Origin of the sequence: Cohnella lupini (genome assembly GCF_003386205.1) — a bacterium.
In the GTDB taxonomy this organism is placed as follows: domain Bacteria; phylum Bacillota; class Bacilli; order Paenibacillales; family Paenibacillaceae; genus Cohnella; species Cohnella lupini.
In genome coordinates this window covers 413,306-437,959 of sequence record NZ_QRDY01000002.1, presented here as the reverse complement: position 1 = coordinate 437,959, position 24,654 = coordinate 413,306, and the positions used below count along the sequence as shown (strand labels likewise).

22 protein-coding genes are annotated in these 24,654 nt (G+C 51.9%); 6 read left to right on the top strand and 16 right to left on the bottom strand.

Annotation, left to right across the window (positions count from 1 at the left end; all coding sequences use genetic code 11):
* Positions 1-12: 12 nt before the first annotated feature.
* Positions 13-2,037: a glycoside hydrolase family 127 protein gene (locus tag DFP95_RS06120; protein WP_115991686.1), complete on the bottom strand. Its 2,025-nt coding sequence runs from the start codon at positions 2,035-2,037 to the stop codon at positions 13-15.
* 138 nt (positions 2,038-2,175) lie between these two features.
* Here DFP95_RS06120 and DFP95_RS06115 point away from each other — a divergent pair, with 138 nt between their 5' ends.
* Positions 2,176-3,066 (top strand): helix-turn-helix transcriptional regulator, encoded by an 891-nt coding sequence (locus DFP95_RS06115; protein WP_115991685.1) that lies wholly within the window; start codon positions 2,176-2,178, stop codon positions 3,064-3,066.
* 99 nt (positions 3,067-3,165) lie between these two features.
* On the opposite strand, the gene DFP95_RS06110 is transcribed toward DFP95_RS06115, so the two are convergent.
* The 8 genes from DFP95_RS06110 to DFP95_RS06075 form a co-directional block, all read right to left on the bottom strand.
* Positions 3,166-3,528 (bottom strand): response regulator, encoded by a 363-nt coding sequence (locus DFP95_RS06110; RefSeq protein WP_115991684.1) that lies wholly within the window; start codon positions 3,526-3,528, stop codon positions 3,166-3,168.
* Positions 3,529-3,659: 131 nt separating this feature from the next.
* Positions 3,660-4,787, bottom strand: coding sequence for a response regulator (locus tag DFP95_RS06105; RefSeq protein WP_115991683.1), 1,128 nt, complete (start codon positions 4,785-4,787; stop codon positions 3,660-3,662).
* Positions 4,784-7,804, bottom strand: a complete 3,021-nt coding sequence (locus tag DFP95_RS06100; RefSeq protein WP_181907284.1) for a response regulator — start codon at positions 7,802-7,804, stop codon at positions 4,784-4,786. The genes DFP95_RS06105 and DFP95_RS06100 overlap by 4 nt, the downstream gene beginning before the upstream one ends.
* Positions 7,805-7,949: 145 nt before the next feature.
* Entirely contained in the window at positions 7,950-8,732 is a 783-nt protein-coding gene (locus DFP95_RS06095; RefSeq protein ID WP_115991681.1) for a TPM domain-containing protein, read from the bottom strand.
* 2 nt (positions 8,733-8,734) lie between these two features.
* The gene (locus DFP95_RS06090) at positions 8,735-9,298 is read right to left on the bottom strand and encodes a LemA family protein (RefSeq protein WP_115991680.1); all 564 of its coding nucleotides are present in this window, start codon (positions 9,296-9,298) and stop codon (positions 8,735-8,737) included.
* A gap of 146 nt (positions 9,299-9,444) precedes the next feature.
* Positions 9,445-10,389 carry an aldo/keto reductase gene (locus DFP95_RS06085; protein WP_115991679.1) on the bottom strand — a complete coding sequence of 315 codons (945 nt, stop codon included), beginning with the start codon at positions 10,387-10,389 and terminating at the stop codon, positions 9,445-9,447.
* On the bottom strand, positions 10,386-10,973 hold the full coding sequence (locus DFP95_RS06080; RefSeq protein WP_115991678.1) for a beta-class carbonic anhydrase: 588 nt from the start codon (positions 10,971-10,973) through the stop codon (positions 10,386-10,388). Before DFP95_RS06080 ends, DFP95_RS06085 begins: the two co-directional genes overlap by 4 nt.
* A gap of 117 nt (positions 10,974-11,090) precedes the next feature.
* Positions 11,091-12,014: a S66 peptidase family protein gene (locus DFP95_RS06075; protein WP_115991677.1), complete on the bottom strand. Its 924-nt coding sequence runs from the start codon at positions 12,012-12,014 to the stop codon at positions 11,091-11,093.
* A gap of 172 nt (positions 12,015-12,186) precedes the next feature.
* On the opposite strand from DFP95_RS06075, the gene DFP95_RS06070 reads away from it, so the two are divergent.
* Positions 12,187-13,056 (top strand): VOC family protein, encoded by an 870-nt coding sequence (locus DFP95_RS06070; RefSeq protein WP_115991676.1) that lies wholly within the window; start codon positions 12,187-12,189, stop codon positions 13,054-13,056.
* Between the two features lie 218 nt (positions 13,057-13,274).
* Here DFP95_RS06070 and DFP95_RS06065 read toward each other — a convergent pair whose 3' ends face one another.
* On the bottom strand, positions 13,275-14,117 hold the full coding sequence (locus DFP95_RS06065; RefSeq protein WP_115991675.1) for a hypothetical protein: 843 nt from the start codon (positions 14,115-14,117) through the stop codon (positions 13,275-13,277).
* A gap of 235 nt (positions 14,118-14,352) precedes the next feature.
* Here DFP95_RS06065 and DFP95_RS06060 point away from each other — a divergent pair, with 235 nt between their 5' ends.
* The 3 genes from DFP95_RS06060 to DFP95_RS06050 are packed head-to-tail and all read left to right on the top strand — an operon-like array spanning position 14,353 to position 16,814.
* Positions 14,353-15,069, top strand: a complete 717-nt coding sequence (locus tag DFP95_RS06060; protein ID WP_115991674.1) for an ABC transporter ATP-binding protein — start codon at positions 14,353-14,355, stop codon at positions 15,067-15,069.
* Complete coding sequence (locus DFP95_RS06055; RefSeq protein ID WP_115991673.1) at positions 15,056-16,408, top strand: ABC transporter permease; 1,353 nt, start codon at positions 15,056-15,058, stop codon at positions 16,406-16,408. Before DFP95_RS06060 ends, DFP95_RS06055 begins: the two co-directional genes overlap by 14 nt.
* 4 nt (positions 16,409-16,412) lie before the next feature.
* Positions 16,413-16,814, top strand: a complete 402-nt coding sequence (locus tag DFP95_RS06050) for a hypothetical protein (protein ID WP_115991672.1) — start codon at positions 16,413-16,415, stop codon at positions 16,812-16,814.
* Between the two features lie 145 nt (positions 16,815-16,959).
* On the opposite strand, the gene DFP95_RS06045 is transcribed toward DFP95_RS06050, so the two are convergent.
* The 6 genes from DFP95_RS06045 to DFP95_RS06020 all read right to left on the bottom strand — a co-directional run bounded on the left by DFP95_RS06045 (position 16,960) and on the right by DFP95_RS06020 (position 23,960).
* On the bottom strand, positions 16,960-18,189 hold the full coding sequence (locus DFP95_RS06045) for an MFS transporter (protein ID WP_425453251.1): 1,230 nt from the start codon (positions 18,187-18,189) through the stop codon (positions 16,960-16,962).
* Between the two features lie 176 nt (positions 18,190-18,365).
* Complete coding sequence (locus DFP95_RS06040; protein WP_115991671.1) at positions 18,366-20,633, bottom strand: carboxypeptidase-like regulatory domain-containing protein; 2,268 nt, start codon at positions 20,631-20,633, stop codon at positions 18,366-18,368.
* Positions 20,611-20,958 (bottom strand): hypothetical protein, encoded by a 348-nt coding sequence (locus DFP95_RS06035; protein WP_115991670.1) that lies wholly within the window; start codon positions 20,956-20,958, stop codon positions 20,611-20,613. Before DFP95_RS06035 ends, DFP95_RS06040 begins: the two co-directional genes overlap by 23 nt.
* A complete protein-coding gene (locus tag DFP95_RS06030) occupies positions 20,933-21,592 on the bottom strand; it encodes a sigma-70 family RNA polymerase sigma factor (RefSeq protein ID WP_342768187.1) in 660 nt (219 codons plus the stop codon). The genes DFP95_RS06035 and DFP95_RS06030 overlap by 26 nt, the downstream gene beginning before the upstream one ends.
* Before the next feature lie 65 nt (positions 21,593-21,657).
* On the bottom strand, positions 21,658-22,341 hold the full coding sequence (locus DFP95_RS06025; protein WP_115991669.1) for a queuosine precursor transporter: 684 nt from the start codon (positions 22,339-22,341) through the stop codon (positions 21,658-21,660).
* 161 nt (positions 22,342-22,502) lie between these two features.
* Positions 22,503-23,960: a DHA2 family efflux MFS transporter permease subunit gene (locus DFP95_RS06020; protein WP_115991668.1), complete on the bottom strand. Its 1,458-nt coding sequence runs from the start codon at positions 23,958-23,960 to the stop codon at positions 22,503-22,505.
* 137 nt (positions 23,961-24,097) lie between these two features.
* On the opposite strand from DFP95_RS06020, the gene DFP95_RS06015 reads away from it, so the two are divergent.
* A complete protein-coding gene (locus tag DFP95_RS06015; protein WP_115991667.1) occupies positions 24,098-24,649 on the top strand; it encodes a PadR family transcriptional regulator in 552 nt (183 codons plus the stop codon).
* The last annotated feature ends 5 nt before the right edge of the window (positions 24,650-24,654 follow it).

The window sequence follows — 24,654 nt, the reverse complement described above, 5'->3', positions numbered from 1 at the left end:
TTTCAATCTGATTTACGAGTCGGCCGTGCTTTGGCGCGATTGCCCCATGCGCTTCCCTCCCTGACCAGAGTCAGACCCCGAAACCCATACCCTCATTTCGCCGGCTCCCCGGTTTGCCCAAGCGAAGTACGGGATGAACAGGGCTGTCGTTTTCTCGACTTTCGTATCCGCATTCGCTTTGTAGAGCCGATCTCCCCAGCCCTCTTCGACGATCCGATTCGCCGGCATCGCTAACGTAAGCAGTCCCCCGAGCATTTCCTGCTCGAATTCCAACCTTCCATCCGCGCCCGCGCCTTGCTCCAGAAACAGCTGATGCAAATGAGGACCGTTATCCGCCTCTTCGATGCAATAAACCATCGGGCCGCGTTGAATCGCTACCTTGCCGATCGTTTCCCGAATTAAAGGGTTTCCCTTCATATAATTGATCGGCATCGGCAAGACCAAGTGGACGATGTCCCCGGAACTCCACTCCCGATCCACGTGAATATAACCGTTTATTTCTTGGTAATCGGCAACGACGACGGCTTTGCCGTTGACGCGAATGTCCGGAGATCCGCTCCAATCGGGGATTCGCAAGGCTAAAGTAAAGCGGGACGTTCGTTGCATCGCGACCTCGAATCGTACGACGCCTTCCCACGGGAGTTCCGACCGCTGGATTAACGACACCGTCTGTCCGGCGAGCTCTAATCTAGCTTCGCTCCCGATGTAGAGATGCGTATAAGCCGTATTGTCTTTTACCGAGTACACGTAAGTACTGAGAGATGCCAGCAATCTAGCAATATTCGGCGGGCAACAAGCGCAACCGAACCACTGCTGGCGTTCGACCTTCACATGCTCGTAATTTTTGTTTTTGCGGATTCCTTCCGGCCATACTTCAAGCGGGTTAACATAGAAGAAATGCTTGCCGTCGCGGGACATTCCCCCGATCACGGTATTGTACAGGGCCCGCTCCAGGACGTCGGCGTATTCGCTTTTCGGTTCGATCTTCAGCATTCTATGGGCGAAGAAGATCAACCCGATGGATGCGCACGTTTCCGCGTAAGCGGTGCCGCTCGGCAAATCGTAATCCAGCGTAAACGATTCTCCGTAGGACATGGACCCGATTGCCCCCGTAATGTACATCCGCTTGCTTACGATGTTGCTCCACAGAGCCCGGCAGGCCGCCAGCAAATCCGGATCCTTCGTCTCAAGCGCCACGTCCGCCATACCCGAGCACATGTAAACCACTCTCACGGCATGACCTTCTGCCGTCGTCTGCTGTCTAACTGGCAAATGCGCTTGGCTATAGAATTTATCCGCGGTCATCTTCAAGCCCGGGAAATGGGTTCGACCGTTTCGCTTTCGGAATTCCTCGTCGTAGAAGTGGGGCAGCTTCCCTCTTTCGTCTAGGAAGAATCGAGCGAGCTCCAAATATTTGTCGTGCTGCGTCGCATGATAAAGCTTAACGAGCGCCAATTCGATTTCCTGATGACCGTCGTACCCGTTGATCTTGCCTTCCTCCGGACCGAAAACATCGTCGATGCAGTCCGCCAATCGGCAGGCGACGTTTAAGATCCGATCCTTTCCCGTTGCCCTGTAATACGCGACGGCCGCCTCGATAAGATGGCCCGCGCAATAGAGCTCGTGGCACTCCGCTAAGTTCGTCCATCTTCCTTCGGGTTCCTTCAGCGTGAAGTACGTGTTCAGGTATCCGTCTTCTTGCTGCGCTTTCGCTATCGTTTCTACGATGTCGTCAGCCACCGCCTCCAGCTCCGGATCCGGCCCAAGCTCCAATAGATAGCCGACCGCTTCCAGCCATTTGGATACATCGCTGTCCTGGAACACCATTCCGTAAAACTCGCCTTGCTCCAGGCCGGCCGCGATTTTGAAATTCCGGATCGCGTGGCTGGGCTCCGTTCCCTCGATTCGGTCGTTAAGCGCCTCCCACTGATAGGGAACGACGACATCGCGGACTAATGCAATATAAGGGGACCAAAAGTCATCCTGGATGATCGCTTTCTGAAGAAAAACAACGTTGGAGTCGGATAATTTTCGCATCAAATATGCCCCTTTATTTTATAAATCCCACCTATGATGTAAGCGCTATATTTACTATAATACATGTGATATCATGGTATTTATATAATCGATTACAACCACTTTTTTAAGAATTACAACCAACTGGAGGTCACGCAAATGAGCTCTCCCATCCTGCATTTCATCTCTCCGCCCGTCCCCTATTTCATCGATTGCGGACGTGCTTATTACCGTGCCGGAGAACGGCATGTCAGTCGCAGCAACATCGGAGTCTTCGATTTAGTCGTAGTTACGAAGGGAAAATTGAGTCTTGCGGAAGGCGGCGGGGAGTGGACGATCGAGACGGGAGATGCCTTTATCTTAAGACCGGATTCGAATCATTACGGCACCGAGCCTTGCGAGGAGGAGACGGAGATCATCTGGATCCACTTTCATACGTTCGGTGCATGGGATGAATGCGAGGGGATGAACCAATGCTTGGAAAACCAATCTGCCTTGATTGCCGCGCACAAGCAGACGGCTTATTTAAACCACAGCGAAGTATGCTCGGTTTTCATTCCGAAGCATACCTCGCTTAAGGCAAAAGCGCTTGAAATACTCGGGCAGTTTTTTCAGTTGGAGGATGAGCCTAGATCGCTCAGAAATTGGAAGAGGCAGTCCGCGTTCCAGTTGTTCATTCAGCATTTGGACCGCGAGCTGGCATCGACTTCGGATGGGACGGCCTTTCGGCTGGCGGAGAAGATCGAATTATACATCCGGCAGAATTATACGAACAAAATAACGAATTCCATCCTTCAAACGGAATTAAATTATCACCCCAACTACTTGGCGAAATGCATGCTTAAAGTATACGGAATGACGCCGATGGACTATTTATTGCGATACCGAATCGAGCACGCAAAGAAGCTCCTCGTCCAAACCGAATGGTCGGTAAGCAGGATCGCCGAGGAGGTGGGCTTTCAGCACGGCTCGTATTTCACGTTCTGCTTCTCGAGCAAGGAAGGAATCGCGCCTCTTGCTTTCCGCAGGAAGATCATAGGACAGGGTTGAAGGGAAATGGAACTCGTTGATACCGAAGGGGAAAAGGGAAAGCGGAGTCTTGCGGATACTGCTGGAGTTTCGTTTTCGAGGAATTTTTCTTAACGTAATCTAAAGACCCATTGCCTTGTCGATGGCTTCCAGCACGCGCTCCGATTGGAAAGGCTTAATAATAAAGTCCTTGGCGCCGCTTTGAATCGCTTGGATGATCAAGTTTCTTTGCCCCATTGCCGAACACATGACGATGCTAGCTTCCGGGTCAATCAACCGAATTTCCTTTACCGCTTGAATCCCTTCCATGATCGGCATCGTAATGTCCATCGTGACCAGATCCGGCATCAGCGCTCTATATTTATCGACGGCTTCTTGTCCGTTCTTCGCCTCGAACACGACCTCGTGGCCGGCTCTCACCAATATATCTTTAAGCATCGCGCGCAGAAAAGCGGCATCGTCCACTACCATTATTTTAGCCATTTGAAAACCCTCCCGAGCAAGCTGCAAATTAGGGGCCCAACATTAGCGACCTCTCCTTTGTCGATCATACTCGACAGGACTCAACAAATTCTGAACATTGGCAACATCTTACTGCACATGCCTTTATCGGGTTAAGAAATATGGCTTCCTCCTTGCCAATTCCGGAACCATTTCATGATTTTTTCCGTCGGCTTGATATCGAATTCTTCGGCAAGTATTCGAGTAAGCTTCTCGTATTGATGGTGTACATCCGAAGAGTTGCCGAGCTTATCGAACAACCTCATCAGACCGAAGTAGCTCGTTTCGATTTCGGGAAACTTCAGTTGAATTTGCTGATACAGGGATATCGCGTTGCCGAAAAGCTCCGAGGTTTCCATCCATTCGGCGTTTCGAATCGCTTGATCCAGCCACAGCGCCCTTAACCGTTCTCTTTCGTTCTCCGCCCACAGAAAACCTTCCGATTCCAGATAGTCGCCTCGATAACCTTTCAATAGCAACCGATGCACTTCCTCGTGGTCGGTCGCATCCGCCGCTTCCTTCAACGATTTCTCCCACTTTCTCGCATCCACGATTGCTCCGGAAGGAAGGTCAAGACGGTATCGTCCTTCTTTGTACTCGATCTTCAATGGAATGTTCGCGTTCTTCAACGTTCGGCGAATTTGATAGATGGTCGTGTGCAAATAAGTGGCTGCTTTGTCCATATCTCCATCCGGCCATAGCCGATCGAGAAGCTCGTCCTTGTTAGGAGTCCTCTCGCCTATATGGATCAAGTAAGAGAACAACTCCTTTGCCTTATTCGTTCTCCATTGAATTTCTTTCGAAACCCCGTGCGCATCTTGAATGCTTAAATGATGAAGCAAGCACAACGTCGCGAAGGAGGCTTCCCCGGCTTCGCGATGGTTGCTGCGCGTCGCGCTTAACCGTTTCAGCGTCATATCCAAGCGCTTGAGTTGAACCGGTTTAAGCAAATAATCGACCGCGGCAAACTCGAACGCATCGATCGCGTATTGTTCGTATGCGGTCACGAAAACGATTTGCAGCTCGGGGTTGTCCGATTGCAAGCGGGCCGCCAAATCCAAGCCGCCCATTTCGGGCATCTCGATATCCACGAAAGCAACATCGGCGTTTAAGGCCAGATGCTGCTTGAGCGCTTCGCGAGGATCCTGAAACGCCCCCAACACCTCCACGTCGTAGCGCTGAAGGTTCCGAACCATGCTTTCCAACGCCAAATTCTCGTCATCTACCACGATCGCTCTCATAATTCCGTTTCCTCCTTGGCCGCCGGTATTCGAAAGCTTACTTCGGTACCGAGTCCTTCTTTGCTTTCTATGATCAATCCCTCGCCGAATGTATTCAATAGTCGCCTGTGTACGTTCAGAAGTCCGATACCCGAACGGTACGTGCCCGATAATACGGCTTCGATCTTATCCGAGGCAAATCCGACCCCGTCGTCCCTGACGATAATCCGATAACCTCCGACTTCCTCCGATACCGCGATCAGCAGGTTCCCCCCCTCGAATCGGGGTAATATTCCATGCCTCAGCGCATTCTCGACGATCGGCTGTATAGAGAGCGGAGGAATTCCGAATTGGAGATTATCCGGCAACGCCGTCGTTACTTTCATCCGATTCCCGAATCTCGCCTGCTCGATCTGCAAATACGACTCTACTAGCGTCCATTCCTTGGAGAAAGGCACCTTCTTGTCCAAGTTTCTCATATCGAAGCTGCTTCTTAGATAACTTCCGAAGTCGTTCAGCAGCTCGCGGGTTTTCTCCGGATCGATCTCGCTTAAGCTGGCAATCGTATTCAACGTGTTGTACAGAAAATGCGGTTTGATCTGAGCCTGGATCAGCGCCATCTCCATATGCAATTGATCGCGTATCGATTGCTTCATCCGCAGCAACGTTCTGGTCCTCGCCCGGAACTCGGAAGCGTCGATCGGCTGAGTGACATAGTCGTTCGCTCCAGCGTCGAAACCGACAAGAAGATCGGCGGGCTGAATGCGGGACGTCAAGAAGAGCACCGGCAAATCGTAGAAGGAATTCCTGCTTCTGATCTGCCTGCACAAATCGTAACCCGACATGCCCGGAAGCATGACGTCGAGAACGACAAGATCCCAATCGGTTCCCCTCTCCCATGCTTTCAGCCCTTCAATGCCATCCATGACCGCCGTCACCTTCAGGCCCTCCAGCGCAAGAAGCTCCTCCATGATCTTCAAGTTTACCGGATCATCGTCGACGATCAATACCTTGGGAGCATCGATAGGCAAATCGGACGGAGCCGCGGTAGCCGCGACCATCGAGTAAAGTTCCTCCTCGGCTTCCGGGTTTCCCCTGGTCAATTCGCTAAGGACGACTTCCTGATTGTCCGATAAGGGCAACGTGAAACGCAGCTCCATCCCCGAGTGTCTAGATGTATGTTCCGCGAAAGTACCTCCATGAAGCTCGATTAACTTCCGGCTAATGTTCAGGTTGAGCTCTGCTTCCGGCAATTCGTTGTTCGGAACGTTCCCTTGGAATAACGCGTCTATCGTGACGACTACCTCCTTGGGTCCCCCCTTGAACTCTGCCTTCACGGGGATAATGCCCTCCGCGCCGGACTTAACGGTATAGTGCAGCAGATTGAACAAAATTTGCATCAACCTCTGTTCGTCCGCCTGTACGTAAGGTATGCCGGGCTCGGTTAGATTCACGAAGTTCACTGCCGCTTTATCCGTCATGTACCGCATGACTTCCAGAACTCCGTTGATCGTCATGCGAACGTCGACCGGACGAAGCGACAGCTCGACTCCGCTGTCGTTGATCTTGGACAGGTCAAGAATGTCGTTCAACAGATGTACGAGCCTTCTTCCCGTGGATACCATTAGGGAAAGCCGTTCTTCCTGCCTCGTTTCCTTCAGCCCGCCCTCGTCGATCATAATTTGGGCTAGGTTGATCAGCCCATGAAGGGGTACCCTGATCTCATTCGAGGTATTAACCAGAAAATCGTTCTTTAATCGGTCGGCAAGCAATAGCCGCTTCGACATGATTTCCACTTGCTCCATGTTCGTAAAGAAGCGTTTGGCGATGAGCATGGCCATCGAAACGATGAATCCGATGCGCTCGATCGGCGGAAACCCCCTATCCGGCACGAAGCCCATATAGAATATTCCCTGCATGAACGATTCCATCAAAATACATATCGCGGCGATCGCGGAGAAAACGAAATCGTTATTGCTCTTGAAGCTTCCCCTAATCAGAATATAGAAAGAATAGAATAGCAGGACGCCATCGACGGATATCATGACTAGCTCGAACCGAGAGTAAAAGTCGACTTGCGTAAACAAAACGAGGCAGGCCGTCGCCAAAGTTAAACCGACGGCAAACTTGTCCAGCTTCCGATTGCCGATTCGCGGGAATAAAGCGCGGACGAACAGGAACAAAAACAGAAATAATCCGAGAGAAGGCAGGGATTGAAGCTTGGTTTGCCATTCGTAATCGATCCCGGGCAGCAGCCAGAACAGAAGCCGTTCTTCGTGCGTGCTCCAGAATAGCAGAGACATCCAGAAAAACGAACTGAAATAGAGCAGCTCCCTGCTAATTCTTCGGAAGAGGTACAAGATGATAAAGAATAAGCCGCTCATCGCGTAGAATCCCATTAAGAGATTGTTGCCCACGAGTTGAATCTCGCCGTATCGATTGATCGATTCTGCCGATCCGAACTGGATATCGTCGAAAATCCCGCCAAGACGGCCGTAATGGAAGTTGGACGCCTGAATCACGATCTCCGCTTCCTTCATGTCCGTCGAGAAGCTTACGATGTACGGAGATACCCGAGGCCGCGAAGAAGCGGCGTCGGCCCCCGGTTCGCCTTTTTGTCCGAGGAGCTCCCCGTTAACGTATAATTTGTGGGCCGTTCTAATCACTTGCGCGCGAATGCCGTACTTTCCGGCGGTATTGTCCGGGAGGAGAATTCTCAGCCTGTACGTTCCGAACCCGTAGGTGGTCGAACGCTCCTCGCCCAATTCGCGATCCCAAGCGCCGGGAACCTTCAGCTCGCGTTCTCCCTCGATATTTCCTAGGAGCTGTCCTGCCTCCGGGGCGATAAACTTACCCGGAACGAATAACCAATCTCCCCGCAGCGAAACCACCTTTCCGGATTGCGCATCCCAACCGGACAAATCCAATACGCCGGCTTTCGCTTGCGGAAGCTCCCTATCCAATCCGTACTGCCAATAGAAACGAAGACTATATACGATCACGAACGCGATAAGTATGGAGCAAGTTTTCCATTTCATGGGTTCACCCGAATTCTTCCGCCTGTTTGTCCGATCTTTCGGGGACATTCTATACCTTTCTACAATTTTAGTCCTGTTCCTGCAACATCATCCTATTGACCGCAAAAAAGCCCGAAATCCCGTTTCCGGGTTCCGGACTTTACAATTATCTGCTTGCTCCGCCTCCCCCGGACGAGCCTCCTCCTCCTCTGCCTCCGCCGCCTCCGGATCCTCCCCTGCGGCCAAGCAGATTGATAACGGAGAAGGTAATCATGCCGCCAGTGAACTTGAAATCAAGGAAAATGAGAAAAGCTACGCCTATCCCGATCAGTATCTTAACGAAGGTAGGCATCCCGGAGAAGAACCCGCCTCCGTCGCCGGCCGGTCCGGATAGAGGAGGCATTCCCTCATCCATGACGCCCGAAGCATCCAAGCCGTATTCCGCCGCGACCTCGTTGACGATAGCGCTCTGCGTCTGGGAGAAGGCCAGGTCAAGACGGCCTGCGTCTCTATTCGGCACGAAGTATTGATCCAGGATGGCTCCGGCTTTACCATCGTTAATACGTCCCTCGAGCCCGTATCCCACCTCGATCCGCACATGACGGTCCGATGCCGAATACAGCAGTAGCACTCCATCGTTTCTTTCCTTGCTGCCTAGCCCAAGCTCACGAAACTTGGATACCGCGAAATCCTCTAAAGTACGATCGTTAAGCGTGTTCGTCGTAACGACTCCGACCTGAGCCGTCCCCGTACGTTCGTGCAGCCAGATCGCTCTGCTGTACATCTGCTCCTGCGTTTGCGAGGAGATCGCGCTTGCGCCGTCCTGGACGTAAACGCCGAAACGAGGGTCGACCTTAGCATTCGCGTTGCCCGCCGACAACGCAAGTAACCCGAACGACAGGATCCCGAGAAGGGCTATTCTTTTAGCGGTCGATCTAAGGCCGGCCATCGTCAGAATTGTACGTCAGGCACGGTTTCCGCGCCCGGCGCCGCTTGGAATAGATCTTTTTTCTCGAAGCCGAACAACGAGGAGTAGATCGCCGCGGGGAACTTCCTTATTTTCGAATTGTAAGCGGTCACCGTGTTATTGTAATCTTGCCGGGCGACCGCGATTCTGTTTTCCGTTCCGGACAGCTCGTCCATCAAGCGGGTAAATTGGGCATCCGCCTTCAAGTTCGGATAATTCTCGACGACGACGAGCAATCGGGATAACGCGCCTTCGAGCTCGCCGTTAGCCGCCGCTTTCTCGGCCGTCGTTCCCGCGCCGGCCAGCTTGCTTCGCGCGTCCGCGATCGATTGAAATACTTCCTTCTCGTGAGCGGCATATCCTTTGACCGTATTCACCAAGTTCGGAATGACGTCTTCCCGGCGCTGAAGCTGCGTATCGATCTGCGCGGATTTGTTGTCCACCGCGTTCTCGGACGAAACCAAGCCGTTATACGAGCTAACCGCGGACAAAATCACGATCAGCACGATCGCGCCAACCACAAGCCAAGTAATCGTTGAGCGTTTCATTATTATTTCCTCCATTTTCTTTGCTTTTATAATCTACTGAGTTCAATAGCCCTATTATGCCCATTTGAATCAAAATGGTAACTTTGCGGATTGTTTAATAGAAAAAAAAGAGCTCCTCGGCCGAGGAACTCTTTCCGTTGAAGCTGTTATGAATTTGCGATCGCGCGAATTTCGGCAAGCGTATCGTCGTCTAGTTGGACATCCGTCGCAGGTAATACGCTCAAGATGTGGCTCGGTTTGCGAACGCCGACGATCGCGCTAGTCAACGCGGGATGCGCCAGTACGTAAGCGATCGCGAGCTGCGGCAACGTGATATCGAATCTAGCCGCGATTGCTTTTAGCTGCTCCGCGCGATCGACGTTACCCCTTAAACTATCGCCTGTATGAGCCTTGTTACGGGAACGCCAATCGTCTTCCCCGAACTTGGTATCGTAAGTATAATTGCCGGACAGTAATCCGGAAGCCAGTGGACTATAGGCCACTACGCCGATTCCCTTCTCTAGGCAGAAGGGCAACAACTCTTGCTCGATAGCGGGACGCAGGATCGAGTACGGCGGCTGCACGGAGTCGACATGTCTCACGCTCAGGGATTTCTGCAGAAGCGGAACATCGTAATTGCTGACTCCGACGTATCGCACTTTGCCGTCCTGCACGAGCTTATCCATGGCGCGCATCGTTTCTTCCGCCGGAGCATTCTCGGCCGGCCAGTGCATTTGATATAAGTCGATATAATCCGTGCCAAGCCGTCTCAACGATAATTCCGCTTCATGAATGATCGAATCGTAAGTGCCGCTCCGAGTGACGGCGTTAGACTCGTCCCATACCAAGCCGCATTTCGTCGCCAGGACGACCTTGTCGCGGTCTCCCTTTAAGGCTTGGCCGATGACCTCTTCGGAGTGTCCGAGCCCGTAAACGGCAGCGGTATCGTAGAAGGTTACTCCCGCGTCCAGTGCGGCGCGCACGCTCTCGATCGATAACCGGTCGTCCTGGCTTCCCCAAGCGCTAGCCCAGCCTCCGCCTCCGATTGCCCAAGACCCGAATCCGATCACGGAGATTTCCGGACCGTTTTTACCTAATTTGCGGTACTTCATCCTTGTTCGACTCCTTTGCCGCACGCCTCGTACCCGTCGCTTATCAATTCAAGACCTCCCGTATCGGGATGAATAATGAAGCCGTGCACGGGAATGTACGACGGGACGAGCGGGTGCTTACGAATGATTTCGATGCTATGTTTTACGCCGTCTTCCGGACGATCGAAGCCTTTCAGGAAGCGGTCCATGCGAATACCGGAGTTTTCCAGCGTGTCGATGACTTCTTCCGAAATCCCGTTTTTCTTGAATTTCTCCACTAGCAATCCCGAATCGAGCTGAGTCATACCGCAGCCGTGATGCCCGATAACGAGCACTTCCTTCACTCCCATCTCGTGGATGGCGATCAGAATGCTTCTCATCGCGCTGCCGAAGGGTTGGGTCAGAATCGCACCCGCGTTTTTAATGATTTTCGCGTCGCCGTTGCGCAAATTGAGCGCTTTGGGAAGAAGCTCGACTAACCGCGTATCCATGCAGGTTAAGATGGCTACCTTCTTCTCGGGGAACTTGTCCGTCAAATACTTTTCGTATTTCCTCTGCTCGACGAATTGTCGATTGTAATCCAGAATATCGCTAACGAAAGACATCTTCATTCTCTCCTTCCATCCATGCCCATCGCTATAACGCAAATAAAGAGACAGGGGTTAGGTTGTCTCCCAAGTGTAAACCATTTATACGATTTTTCAAAGACGCTCGGTTGCCGTTTAGTACCTTACCGCCGATTCTAGCAGCGTAATCGTACCGGTTCCCCCGTTCATATTAACGAAAGCTCCGATCGGGATGGCAGCCTTAAGCGTGCCGTGGCCTGATGCCAGGTTAGTTATCAACGGTTTGCCGAGAGGGACGATGAAATCGTCGATCAAATCCTCGTACGTTTGTCCGTAAGCTTCTTCGCAGCCCGTGCACTCGCCCATGATGATCCCGCGGCAATCGGCGAATTTCCCGGCAAGCTTGAGCTGTTCCACGTAACGATATACGGTATTCACCGGTTCATGGACTTCCTCGAGCATGAGTATTTTTCCTTTCGTGTCGATCTCGTATGGCGTACCGAGCGAACCGACGAACGAAGTCAGATTGCCTCCGACAAGAATTCCGCTGACATTGCCGGGAACCTTGCCGATAAGCCGCTTTCCGGGAGGGTTCACGATCGGGCGAGGGACTGTAACGGACGAGGTCGCGGTGAAAAATTGGTTAAAGTTATAGGGTGCAGTTTCCGGCTTGAAATCGAGGAGCAGCAGGCTATGGAGCGTAACGATTCCGGATAATTGGGCAAGGACGTTCAATAATATGGTGATGTCGCTATACCCGCTGACGATCTTGGGGTTTTTTCGAATAAAATCGTAATCCAAATAGGGCAAAACCCCTTCTACCCCTACGCCGCCTCTCGAAGGCAGGATAAGTCTCACGTTTTCGTTCGCGAACATAGCCATTAAATCTTCCGCCCGCTGTTGATCGGTTCCGGCCAGAAAACCGTTAGCCGCGTAAACGTAGCGCCCGACGATAACTTTAAGTCCTAGAGACCGAAGGTATGCGATCCTCGCATCGATCGTTTCTGCCGCAAGCGGACTTCCCAGCGTGACGATTCCGACTGTATCGCCTTGCTGCAACGCCAATGGTTTAATAGCCAAAGAAACCCCTCCCAGCGTGTTCTCGCTGTTGTTATCATATGAGCCGGAGAGAGCGGATAGCCTAGATAAAGTGTTTTACATCATTTGATTTATTTGTTATAGTTACTTACATTAAGTAACTAAGTTGATGGTGTCTAAATACGATTACGTCAACCTATAGGGGGATATGCAAATGACTCAATCCATTCACGCTGATACCTCGCTTGGAAAGCTCAAGCTGAAAGTGCGCGATCTCGATCGTTCGATTAAGTTCTACCAAGAAGTCGTCGGTTTTCAGATATTAGACCGGTCGCCTGATTTCGTTACTCTTACCGTTGACGGCAAGACAGCCTTTCTCATTCTCGAAGAGGTTCCGAATGCCGCGGTCGTTCCAAGAAGATCCGTGTCCGGGTTATATCATTTCGCCATTCTGGTACCTAGCCGGGAAGCCCTGGGCTTGTCGCTCCGCAGATTGATCGAATCCGGCATCCAAGTCGGGCAAGGCGATCATCTGGTGAGCGAAGCTCTGTACATCTCGGATCCCGAAAATAACGGAATCGAGATCTACCGAGACCGGCCAAGAACGGAGTGGAAGAAGGACGCGTTAGGCAATTACGTCATGGGCTCCGATCCGGTCGATATCGAGGGATTGCTTGAGCTCGCCGGCGATAAGCCGTGGACTGGTTTATCTTCGGGCACGATTCTCGGGCATATTCATCTGCACGTTTCCGATCTAGCTAAATCCAGAGCATTCTATTGCGATGTTCTCGGCTTCGACATAGCCGCCGATGCCTCCAAGACGATGGGGGCGTATTTCATCTCCGCCGGCGGTTATCACCATCATATCGGCATGAATATATGGGCTGGAGTCGGAGCGCCGCAACCGCCTGCCAACGGAACCGGGCTGTCGTACTACACGATCGCGCTTCCTTCCGTAGAGGAGCTTAAGCGCACGCTCGATAAAATATCGGCAGCTGGAATCGCATCGAGCGAGGTAGAACCGGGCATTTGGATGGTAAAGGATCCTTCCGGCATCGAAATCAGGCTAATTTCCGCTGCCTGACCGAGGAGCGCTACGCTGAGTAGGAGAGGGGGAGTCGGAGACCGATTCCCCTCTCTTGCTCACTTAACGGCACACCGTGCCGCTACCGCTCCCTACTCCAACTAATCGGTGCATCGACCGCATACTCTCGATGCCATGCAACAAAAAAGACTTGCCGGAGCTTCTCTTTGCAAGAAGCCAAAGAGAGTCCGGCAAGTCTTTTCTTGCTAGCTAGCGCCTTATGACGACGAAGCCGTCGGCTCAGCCGCGTCCGTAACGGAATCCTTCGGCGGCTTCTCGCCGCCAAAGCCGTGGTCTTTGCCGCCGAAACCGCGGCCATGGCCTCCCTCGTGATGACGCTCATCACCGAAGCCGAAGCCTTTGCCGTTGACGATTTTCTCGGCTATGCCGGTAACGTCCGCCAGTCGCTTATCCGCCTGCTCTTGCGTCAGCTTGCCGTCCTTGACGGCTTGGTTGATTTGGCTCGTGATGGAGCCAGCTTGAGCATCGATCAGCTTTTGTACGTCAATGCTTTTCTCCTTGGCCAAGTCGGCTAACGATTTACCCGCTTCTAATTGTACCTTCAGGTCCTCCGCGCTTACTCCAAGAACGGCAGCAACGGCGGTGAAATCCGCACGGGCATGTATTCCGCCTTTGCCTCCTCTTCCGTGCTTCATCGCTTGCAGATCGGAGTCGATCACCGCGTCCAGGTTGTCCGCGAATGCCTGTTTTTTCTCCTCCAGCTTCTTATTAAACCCTTCGGTCATCGCGCTCTTCAGGTTTTCCCGCGACACCCCTTGCTCCTCGGCGATTTTCGCCAGCGTGGAACCCGCTTGGATTTTCGCTTCGAAAGCGTCCTTGTCCAGCTTAAGTACGTCGAGCACTTCCTGGCTGACGAATCCTTCGCCTCTCTTGAAGGCTCCGCGATCCTCGTGCAATCCTCCCGCGCCTTTGGCCGTCCAAGCGGATTCTACCTTCTTCTCGTCCGTCGAGCTCCCGGTAGTCGTTGCCGCATAAGCGGAGAGGGGAATCATAACCGCCAAAGCGGCGGTTATTCCTAAAGTTCTTACTTTGTTGTTCATCGTATTTCCTCCTATTCCGTTATTGGTCTTACTTTACCCATTATTGGCATCATTGCTGAAAAAAGGATGAAGTCAACCTTAACGGAACATAAGGATTCCCTGAATGTTGGCTGAATGCCGACAAACTATTTACATTAGTTTACACTGCTCATAAATCTTAAGAATTTCTTCAGATGTTATTACCGATTTGTTAATGTTTGGAGAAGTATAATGGCTTTAGAACGGAGGGGTTCGCATGATCGAGATGCTACGAATCAACCATCAATTCGCCATTGGCAAAAAAGGCAAGGAACGGGTCGTCCCCGTACTCCATGACATCGATCTGCACGTTCGGGAAGGCGAAATCGTCGCCATCGTCGGACGGAGCGGATCGGGTAAATCCACACTGCTGAACTTAATGTCCGGATATATTCGTCCGACATCCGGAGAGATCCGCGTAGCCGGCCAATCCGTAACCTCTTTGAGCGAAGGCGAGTGGGCGAACTTCCGTTTAGCCCGTCTCGGATTCATGTTCCAGAGCTTTCAGCTCATTCCAAGCATGACCGCTTTCGAGAACGCGGAGCTGCCTCTCGTGCTTAAAGGCCTTGGAGTATCGGAACGGAGGAAGCGCGTCATGGAGCTCTTGGAGCAGGTTGGCATAGCCGATTATGCCGGACATTATCCGGGAGAATTATCCGGAGGACAGCAACAACGGGTATCCGTGGCCCGATCCTTGATGCTGAATCCCCCCATCGTGCTTGCGGACGAGCCTACGGGAAGCTTGGACAGCGACAACGAACGCCAGTTGCTCGCTCTCATTCAACATCTGAATCAAGACAAGGGGACGACTTTCGTTCTCATAACGCATGACGAGCAGGTCGCTTCGATCGCGCATCGTACCGTGAATTTGAAAGACGGATACCTTCTGAACGCCTATGGGAAAGGGGACAATCCCGCGCATGAGGTTCACTGATCAATTCCGGTTCGTCCGGCAAAATATGAAAAAAAACAAAACCCGTCTGTTCATGACGGTATTGGCGACCGCGATGGGCTGTACTTTCCTGATCGTGCTGGCATCGGTCGGATTCGGCCTTCAGAAGAGCATCGTTGAAGATATGGTCGGAGATCGAATGGTCACGGCGATCGATATTTACGGAGTCGAATCTAACAACGAGGTTGACCGCGTCATCGATGCCGATAATATCGAATATTTACGTACCGTTGATCACGTAAAAGCAGTTACATACCGCAACTACGTCCAGCAGGCGCTGAATCCGATGATCGACGGACAAGCGGTAGGCTCGAACGCAACCGTGAACGTCGACTTCGCGGCCGAGAGCAAAGCCGGATTCGGGCTAAGCGCAGGCCGATTGCCGCAGGAGCCTCGCGAAGTTATCGTGGGCTTCAACATTCGCCAGACGCCGCAACAATCCGGCGCCGCCGGCGGCGATACCCCGCCGGCCGATGCTCCCCCCGCCAAAGAATGGCTAGGCAAAATCATGGAGCTGAAGGTTAAGCAGCTTGGGGAAGACGGCAAGGAACGGACGATGAAGCTTCCCGTTACAATCGTCGGAATAAGCGAACAGCCTAGCCGGGAATGGCAGACGGATTCCAACGTCTATATCGGCAACGAAATCTTAACCGAGCTTGAAGCTTTCACTGGGACGCAATGGGGCGCGATGCTGCTTCCCGAGGATTCCGGCAATCAGAATGCGGAACAGCCACCGGGGTTGCAAGATCCTCGCCAATTCAACCAGGTTCAAGTCATCGCCGACGGAGCGAACCGCGTCAAAGGCATTAGCGAGGAAATCCGCGAGAAGGGTTATATGAGCCACTCGATCGCCAGCGAGTTGAAGCAGATTAACCTAGTGTTCACGATCATGAAAATCGGGCTCGGTTTCGTCGGCACCATCGCCGTATTAATCGCTTCGATCGGCATATTCAATACGATGACGATGGCCGTGACCGAACGCTCCCAGGATATCGGCATCATGAAAGCGATCGGCGCGCATCCTTCCGCGATTCGCCGGATATTCCTGCTGGAGAGCAGTCTGATCGGCTTGCTTGGCGCGGTAATCGGGACTGTCGTCGCCTATGTCATCTCGATAGTCGTCAATATCGGCCTCCCGATCGCGATTGAAGCATTCATGGAAGAGCAGGTTCCGGACGATTTCGTCTTCTCCTTCATTCCGCCTTACCTTGCCGTCATCGCCTGCCTTATCTCGCTCGGTGTTGCTTTGCTTTCCGGATCGCGTCCCGCTAAACGAGCGACGCGCATCGATGTACTTAGCGCGCTGAGGAGGGACATATAGAGTTATGGAAATGTCCCGGCTGCGTTATCCTTTGGTCGTCGCGCTGCTCCTGGCTCTTATATTTTTGTTCTTCCAATTCGTTAAGACTATAGTCGAGATATATCCCGTCGGCGGTTTCACCGTCACGGTTCACAATGAATCGGATAAAGATATCGTCATCGTAAAGGCCGGCCTCGTATCTACGGATTCCAAGCAGCTGCTCGACAAAAAAATCGACTCCGGAGATCACGGTTCGATCAGACCGGATCTCCCGCTAACCGGAGAAGGAGCCGTGTATCTCGAATATATCGATTCCAAGGGGGATACCCGCAACGTGGTCGTCTGCGGATATACGGAGTCCCTGTCCGGCAGATCTAAACTAACGATTCGCAACGACAGGTTTGAAGTCGAGCAGAAATGCATGTAGCATCACGCAAAAGTTACCTCTCCAATGGACGTCACGCGGTAATATTTCGCGAAATCTACTGTCCCACAAGCGAAAACCCCGTCAGGAGTGCCTGACAGGGTTTTCGTCGTTCAACAAAAGCTCAAGTTCAAAAAGCCTACGCTAACTAAGCCGCTTTCTTTACACGATCGGATGGGAGCAATAGCGCGAATAACCCGACTAACGGCAGGAAGCTGCAGAACAGCATAACATCCGCCAACCCGAACACGTCTGCCGCTTTACCAAGCGCAACTCCTCCGATGGCGCCCATTCCGAAGGCCAGGCCCGTCGTGAGGCCGGAGGCCATTCCCACGTTGGCCGGCATGAGGAACTGCGCGTAAACGACGCTCACCGAGAACCCCGATAAGACGACGAAGCCCAGCACGGCGATGACCGGATACACCCAGAACAACGGCAGATGCGGAAGAATAAGCGCAATCGGAGCCGCCCCCGCTATCGAGAAGACAATCATGTTCTTAAGTCCGATCCGATCGGCGAGCACGCCTCCGAAATACGTTCCGAGTACGCCGGCCGCCAGAAACAAGAACACCGGAATCTGCGCCTGCTGAGTCGATAATCCGTAATGATCCTTCAAGTAAAACTGATAAAAGCTGCTAATCCCTGCGTGATACCAAGAACGGGCGAATACGAGGAACACGAGCATTCCCATCGCGAACTTCACGCGAGGATGACTCATCTTTTCGACAAGCGTCGATCCTGCTTTTCCCGTGGCCGACGACTTGCGCGACTCCTCCCACTCCGCGAGCTTGCGTCTGTACCATGGCAGTAACCCGAAGAGAATCGCGATGGCGAATCCCGCGAACAGCGTTCCCCAGATGGCTCCGAATTGTCCGAAGGGAACGAAGATGAACACGGTCATGAGCGGAGCCAGCGAGCTTCCCGCGTTACCGCCTACTTGGTAGACCGACTGGGCGAATCCGCGCTTTCCTCCCGCCGCGAAGTACACGACCCTCGAGCCCTCGGGATGGAAGATCGCCGATCCGAGTCCGATAAATACGACCGCAATCAGCAAATACCAGAACTGCGGAGCGAACGCGATGCCTACCATCCCGATTAGACTTAACCCCATCCCGATTGGCAGCATGCCCGGTCTCGAGCGCTTATCCGAGTAGGCTCCGACGACCGGTTGCATCACGGATGAAGTCATATTCAGCATGAAGCCGATCCAGCCGACCTGGACCAACGATAGGTCCAACGACTCCTCGAGAATCGTATACAGCGCCGGTACGACCGCCTGCATGGAATCGTTCAACATATGTACCAAGCTAATGGCTAAGAGCACGGGCAGCACGGTTTTGGTGCCCGGATTTGAAGCCGTTGTTTTCGAGCTTGCGATTGAAGCCAAGACGTTCCCTCCGATGCGATAAATCCCGAGATGAGCAAGATGTAAAAAAATAAAGCCTGTGAGTATCAAGTGTAGAAGCGTCTTCCTTTGAAGTCAAGGAATCCATGGTTATCCTTTGACGAAGAGGCTTCCGCAAATGACTTCATACTCGCGAAAACCTCTTCATTTTATTTCACTTCAGTCAAAGCTTTAACGAACGCTTTTATCGCCGGTTTGTTTGCACTAGCCAGCCAATCGTCTATTAGGCTTTGTTCACCTCTGAAGTAGAGGTCTAGTGCCTGGTTCAGCGCTTGTACATACCTCTCATGAGTACTCTTCGCCTCATTCGCCATTGCCTTGATAAGCTCGCTCCAATCGGGTGTATCCTTGTCGTAAGGCGAATGCTCCATATACCGGGATGCACTTATTGCCGCGGATGCGAAGTCGCCGGACAGTCTAAGCCCCGTCGCTAAGAAATTGCCGACGAAACGATGAGAAGGGTCGTTCTCCATCGCATTCTCGAAATGCTCCAGCGATTCCGGCAATCTCCCTTGATTCATTAGAGAGGAAGCATACCTGGATTCCACGTAGGGCTCGACCTTCCCGTTGCCCGACTTCTCGATAAGCGCGTAATATTTATTCACCTGTTGCCAATCCTTACGAACATCATAAAAGTCGAAAAGCTTAAAGAGGGTGTTACTGGTCGGGTCTATTAAAGCAAGCCGCTCCATATAGGGTATCGCAACAGAATCGTAGCTCTTCTTGTTAGCCATGGATGCCTGTGCTTCATAAATATTAATTATCATCTTCAACGAATAACTATCCTTATCATCAGCCCGATAAGAATTCTTATAGGCGATAAGCGCTTCTTCAAACCGATCGTCGAGCAGAAGCCGATCCGCATCGTTCAAGGTTCTTGCCTTCAGATAAAAGAAAGGCAACCCCTTGATCGATTTCTCGTTAAGTCGGTAACCATTGCTACGCGTGATCAGTTTGTTCTGCGCGTCGTACGCTTCCACGTACCAAGAATACCTGCTGTCCGGATTCGCGAAGCCGAGCAAGGAAATCGGATCGACGACCGATTTGTCCCCGACCATTTTGTAGGCGATTCCTTGAGTATGGGCGTATAGGGAATCTACTGGGATATCGAGGAATGATTCCTCTACTCCATCACGGATTAAAGTCCCGTACGAACCGTTCTCTATCGTAATATTTCCGTATAATCTATAGTAGGCCGCATCTTCGACAGGAGTCCATTCGAATCGGATCGCGGAGGTATCGATTACCTTCTGATTTATCGGAGTCAACACGTCGATTAGCGGCTGTAACATAACATCCTTAACGATCTTCTCGCCGCCTCTGATGTCGATCCAATCGTCGTACATCACCGGCCATGTCCACCCGTCGATTTGATCGTACGTTAGACCGAGGTACAGCTGGTAGCTCTCAGGCAGTACCCCTTCGAAACGATATCGGCCTTCGTCATCCGTTACCGTTTGATAAGGCTCGCCTTCTATTACGCTATGATAGATCGCGCCGCTCTCCCGCAAGTAGACGGCGACGCCGACCATCGGGGTACCGTCGTTTCTTTTTACTTCCCCCGAGACAATCGAAGGCGATACGTTCCCTTTGCTTAAAGCCTTGCTTAAGACAGCCTCCATCGATGTTAGAATCTCTTCGTCTTCGGAGGTGAAGTCACCCATCTCAGGGAAAGCCTCTTTATCCTTCTTAAGCTGCTCCCTAAACGTGGCTAGCTCTTGGCTTATCCGCTCATGGGCAGACTTAATATCTCCCTTTTCGATCCAGATTTGCGCGAGCAAACGCGCGATCTTCGTATTCATGTAGGAATCTTCGGGATTCCGATTCTCGATTAACTCTTGCAGAAGCCGCTCGGACGATTGGCTCTTTCCCTCATCCTTAAGCAAGACTGCACGTTCGAACGCCAGCGCGGTTTTGTTGCTCTCGCTTCCCGGTTGAAGCCTGCCTTCCGCGAGTTCCAACGCCGTCCGCGCTTCCTGCCATTGCCCTTTCGTTCGATAGATAAGGGCGAGCTGCTTGGCGGCGCGCACGAGATATCCGTCAGCTGGCGCCCCGGCGACGTAGGCTTCCAGCCGGGGCAGCTTCTCTTCGCCGCTCCAGACGAACGCATCCTGTTTAGTCGTGACGGCTTGCGTTTGCGTAGATCCGGATCCGATGAACACGTTATAACCGTATACGATAGATTCAGAGCCGTTTTCGATCATGTTTTCCCGGATTAGAGCCCACTTTCGGTCACCGGATGACGTATCGATGAGATGAAGCAAGTTTTCCTTACCTCCGACCGTTCCGTTCTCGAATTGACGTTGCGCCTGAGCCAACTGAACCTTGGGGATAACCACGAGTTGGAGCAACGTTAAGACGAGCGCGACAGTTACCGCAAAGAGAACCAGATGCTTAACTTTGACCGTTACTTTCATCTTTGCCCACCGCCTTCTCGAATTCGTCCGACCAATACGTATTTCCTCCCGCCTCGATTAACTCCCGATTAAGCGGAACCGGTGCCTCGGAACGGCCTCCGGGTACATCCTTCAGTTGAATAGCTGTGGTTATCGTGATCAATAACGCGCAGCTTAGCCCGATCGGAAGAAGCGGCAGCCGCAGCTCTCTGTTCCACAACGCGCTCAGTCTGGCCTGCCAAGAGCGGGGGAAAGTCCGCTCCAGCACGTCTTCTTGGCGACCGAATTTCATTTCGGCTAATTCGTCGTCGATTAATCTTTTAATAGACTCCTGCTCCGACTTCATTGTCTTCCCCCTCCTCCAGCATTTTTCTAAGCTTGTTCCTACCTCTGGCCAATCTGGCTTTAACGGTATTCTCGTTGCCGCGGATCTGGTCCGCGATATCCGCAACCGACATGTCGGCGTAATAATACAAAGTTATGACTTCACGATAGATATAATCAAGTCCGCGGATGGCTTCGCTCAAGCTCTCGTTGCGCCACTCCGTTAGCAGAAGCTCTTCCGGACCTTGGCTTGGATCCTTCCCGCCCGAGGGATCAACCTCGGCATAAGGGAGGATATTCCTCCAGCTCCACGTCCGCATCTTCATTCGGCAGCGGTTGGCGGCGATTCGAAATAGCCAACTTCTTAGCTTATCCGGCTCTTTGAGCTGATCGATTTTGCCGAAGGCCCGTATGAACGTATCCATGACCGCTTCCTCGGCGGCTTGCCGATCTCGCATGAGCAGATATGCCGTTCGTAGCAGTTCGTCGCCGTATAGCGCCATTAACTCTTGCAGCGCGCTTTCCTCTTTCTCTCTAAGCCTGCTTACGAGATTCAGACCGCTCCCCCCTCTCCTATGAATAAGATGCGCGCATTCTCGATTCGGTTGCGTCGAAACCCCATATTTTCTTTGAAAGGGAACTTTTTCTTGATTCATGATGTACAAAAAGAACCTCAAGGTTAGCTCTGCCAGCCTCGAGGTTCTTGATTATTATCGTCGAATTAATCTTGAGAAAACTTGAAATTCCTTGCCCAATAAATAACCGGCGTCGAGGCGACCGATATGATGAACTTAAGCACGTACGTCGTAATCGCGATCTCCCACCAGACGTCCCATGAATATTCTCCGGCGAACGCGATCGAACAGAAGATAAGCGTATCGACCAATTGGCTGACGCCAGTGCTGCCGTTATTGCGAATCCAGAGCTGGCTTCGAGTCGGAAACTTCACTTTCAGTCTGCTGAACAGCTTGACGTCGAGGAATTGGCTGACCAGATAAGCGGCCAAGCTACCCAAGGCGATTCGCGGCGCAAGTCCGAATATCGTTTCCAACGAGGCTTGCGCGGGTATTCCGCCATCGAAATCATGGAAGACGAGCACCATCTGCATGATAGCCGTTGACATGAACAGGAAGAAAAACCCGAACCAAACCGCTTTCTTCGCTTCCTTCTCCCCGTACTTCTCGTTCAACAAGTCCGTCGTGAGATAGATCGTGCCGTACATCGTATTGCCGAGCGTCATAACGAATCCGAACATTCCGATCGTCTTCACGACCTGAATATTGGCGAGTATGACCGCCGCGGCGATCCATGCGTACAATCCCTGCTTACCGAACAGGCGGTAACAGATCAGGAACAACGCAAAGTTGACCAGGACGAACAAAGCGCCCCACCCCAAGTTAAACATATGAATGATTCCTCCTAGTTTTGTTGACGCGGGAGTTCGCGAACCGCGGCTTCGCTTTGCGAAGCAAACGTCTTTGATTATAGCACACAACAAAAGCCGATCCCACCGGGAATATCTCCCCGGCAAGATCGGCTTTTCGCAATGGAACGACTTTGATCGTTTTACGCGGATTTCAATTCTTCCTTAGCGGCCTTGGGATGTTTGATTTTCCTGACCATTAAGCTTAGAGGCAATGCTACGACCGCGATGATCGTTGCCACGACGTATACGTCGTTAACGCTCATAGTGAAAGACATCATCTCGATGTGAAGCTGATCGGTGCTGCCCCCCGCTACCATATCCTTTGCATGACTAATGGAACGAGACGCGAGCATGGTCGTGAAGATGGCAATCGCGAACGATCCGAAGACGTTCCGCGTCCAGTTGGAGATGGACGACGCATGACCGGACAGCTCGGGAGGGATTTGTTCCATCGACGCATTGCTCGAGGGCATGACTACTAGCGCGATGCCCAAGTTCCGCACGATCATCCACCAGACGATATACGCATGGGACACGTCTACGCTAAGCCAGCTTAACGTCAAAGTTCCGAGCGTAAGCAGGGAGATGCCCAACGACATCAGCCATCTCGGTCCGATGATCCCGTACAATTTTCCAACGAAAGGCATGGCCAAAGCCATGACCAACGACGCCGGAAGAAGAATAAGGCCCGTATCCATCGCGGATACGTTCTGAATCCTTTGTAGGAATATCGGAGTAAGCAACGTCCCCGAATAAAGGCTGATCGTAATAATATTCGCGATAATCACATTGAGCGTGAACCTTGTGTTCTTGAATACCCGCAGATTGAGGAGAGGCGACTTAACTCTTAGCTCCCACCAAACGAACAGCAGCAGCATGAGCGACCCGAAGATCAGCAAACCGATGATTTTCCACGATCCCCAGCCCCAGTTATGCCCTTGGCCGAGCGCTAACAGCAACGACGAGCTGCTAAATACGACAGTGATAAACCCTAAGCCGTCAAAGCTCTTGGGGATGTTAAGCCGATAATAAGGAATATAGCGGAATACGAAGAAAATCGCGAGCAGCCCGATCGGAATGTTCATTAGGAACAGCCATTGCCAATCGAAATTTTGCAAAATCCATCCGCTGATCGTAGGACCGAACGCAGGTGCCAGCATAGCCGACAGCCCCCAGAAGGATATCGCCATCGCTTGCCTTTCCCGAGGAATGACCTGGTAAATGATCGACATCGTAGCCGGTATGATCAATCCGCTAAAAGCGCCTTGCAGCACGCGGAAAATAATTAACGAGTCCTCGTTCCAAGCGGCAGCGCATAATGCCGAAGCAGCGGTGAACCCTATCAACGAGAACAGGTACAGTCTACGGTAACTGAACCGCTCGCCCATGTAACCCGCGATCGGAGCCGTCGTTCCCATGGCAAGCATAAATCCGGTTAATGTCCATTGGACCGAGCTCAGCGTGGTATTGAAATGATCGGTCAAAATCTCGAGCGCGAGATTGATCGTCGACGATGCCAGAACGCATAAAAAAGACCCGATAAAAATAGCAACCATAATCGGCCAGAAACGTACTTGTTGATTACTCGTATTACTCATGAGCCCGGTCCCACATCCTCGTTGATATTATGTCTCTTTTTACATATAATGATTTACGATAAGTAATAATACTACTGAATTTTCCATATGTCAAAGTTTATATAAAAAGTCGCTATAAAGAGAAGGGACGGTTTGAAATGAACACTTTGTCCTACGGGTTGCTAAGCTTGCTCTCCCATCATTCGTTATCGGGCTACGATCTCATGCTGAGAATCCAACCTTTCTGGCCAGCCAAGCATAGTCAAATCTATCCCCTTCTGGCTTTCATGGAAAAGGAAGAACAGGTCACGTTCGAATTGATTGCCCAAAGCGACAAGCCCGATAAGAAGGTATACTCCATTACAGATAAAGGTATCGATTCTTTAAGGGAATGGCTATCCGTCCCTGCCTCCGATCCGGTCATGCGCGATGAACTTATGCTGAAAGCCTATTGCGTATCGTTCGTCGATCCCGCTATTTCCCGAAAGCTATTCGTCTCCCGACTGGAGCATTATCAAACGAAACTTCAGCGTTACAGAGAGAAGATCCGTACGGTACTCTCTTCCGAAGGCTTAACCGAGTCGGACACTCCCGGTTACCGCTCCCCCTTATTCGGAGCTTATATTTTGCTGAATAAAGCGCTCTTGACCTGCCGAACGAACATCGAATGGTGCGAGTGGGTACTGTCCGTCATTCCGGAAGCGGAGTAATCAAA

Excerpts from the sequence above, each read along its gene's own strand:
- DFP95_RS06120 (WP_115991686.1), bottom strand. The coding sequence starts at position 2,037 with ATGCGAAAATTATCCGACTCCAACGTTGTTTTTCTTCAGAAAGCGATC.
- DFP95_RS06115 (WP_115991685.1), top strand. The coding sequence starts at position 2,176 with ATGAGCTCTCCCATCCTGCATTTCATCTCTCCGCCCGTCCCCTATTTC.
- DFP95_RS06110 (WP_115991684.1), bottom strand. The coding sequence starts at position 3,528 with ATGGCTAAAATAATGGTAGTGGACGATGCCGCTTTTCTGCGCGCGATG.
- DFP95_RS06105 (WP_115991683.1), bottom strand. The coding sequence starts at position 4,787 with ATGAGAGCGATCGTGGTAGATGACGAGAATTTGGCGTTGGAAAGCATG.
- DFP95_RS06100 (WP_181907284.1), bottom strand. The coding sequence starts at position 7,804 with ATGAAATGGAAAACTTGCTCCATACTTATCGCGTTCGTGATCGTATAT.
- DFP95_RS06095 (WP_115991681.1), bottom strand. The coding sequence starts at position 8,732 with ATGGCCGGCCTTAGATCGACCGCTAAAAGAATAGCCCTTCTCGGGATC.
- DFP95_RS06090 (WP_115991680.1), bottom strand. The coding sequence starts at position 9,298 with ATGAAACGCTCAACGATTACTTGGCTTGTGGTTGGCGCGATCGTGCTG.
- DFP95_RS06085 (WP_115991679.1), bottom strand. The coding sequence starts at position 10,389 with ATGAAGTACCGCAAATTAGGTAAAAACGGTCCGGAAATCTCCGTGATC.
- DFP95_RS06080 (WP_115991678.1), bottom strand. The coding sequence starts at position 10,973 with ATGTCTTTCGTTAGCGATATTCTGGATTACAATCGACAATTCGTCGAG.
- DFP95_RS06070 (WP_115991676.1), top strand. The coding sequence starts at position 12,187 with ATGACTCAATCCATTCACGCTGATACCTCGCTTGGAAAGCTCAAGCTG.
- DFP95_RS06065 (WP_115991675.1), bottom strand. The coding sequence starts at position 14,117 with ATGAACAACAAAGTAAGAACTTTAGGAATAACCGCCGCTTTGGCGGTT.
- DFP95_RS06060 (WP_115991674.1), top strand. The coding sequence starts at position 14,353 with ATGATCGAGATGCTACGAATCAACCATCAATTCGCCATTGGCAAAAAA.
- DFP95_RS06055 (WP_115991673.1), top strand. The coding sequence starts at position 15,056 with ATGAGGTTCACTGATCAATTCCGGTTCGTCCGGCAAAATATGAAAAAA.
- DFP95_RS06050 (WP_115991672.1), top strand. The coding sequence starts at position 16,413 with ATGGAAATGTCCCGGCTGCGTTATCCTTTGGTCGTCGCGCTGCTCCTG.
- DFP95_RS06040 (WP_115991671.1), bottom strand. The coding sequence starts at position 20,633 with ATGAAAGTAACGGTCAAAGTTAAGCATCTGGTTCTCTTTGCGGTAACT.
- DFP95_RS06035 (WP_115991670.1), bottom strand. The coding sequence starts at position 20,958 with ATGAAGTCGGAGCAGGAGTCTATTAAAAGATTAATCGACGACGAATTA.
- DFP95_RS06030 (WP_342768187.1), bottom strand. The coding sequence starts at position 21,592 with ATGAATCAAGAAAAAGTTCCCTTTCAAAGAAAATATGGGGTTTCGACG.
- DFP95_RS06025 (WP_115991669.1), bottom strand. The coding sequence starts at position 22,341 with ATGTTTAACTTGGGGTGGGGCGCTTTGTTCGTCCTGGTCAACTTTGCG.
- DFP95_RS06020 (WP_115991668.1), bottom strand. The coding sequence starts at position 23,960 with ATGAGTAATACGAGTAATCAACAAGTACGTTTCTGGCCGATTATGGTT.
- DFP95_RS06015 (WP_115991667.1), top strand. The coding sequence starts at position 24,098 with ATGAACACTTTGTCCTACGGGTTGCTAAGCTTGCTCTCCCATCATTCG.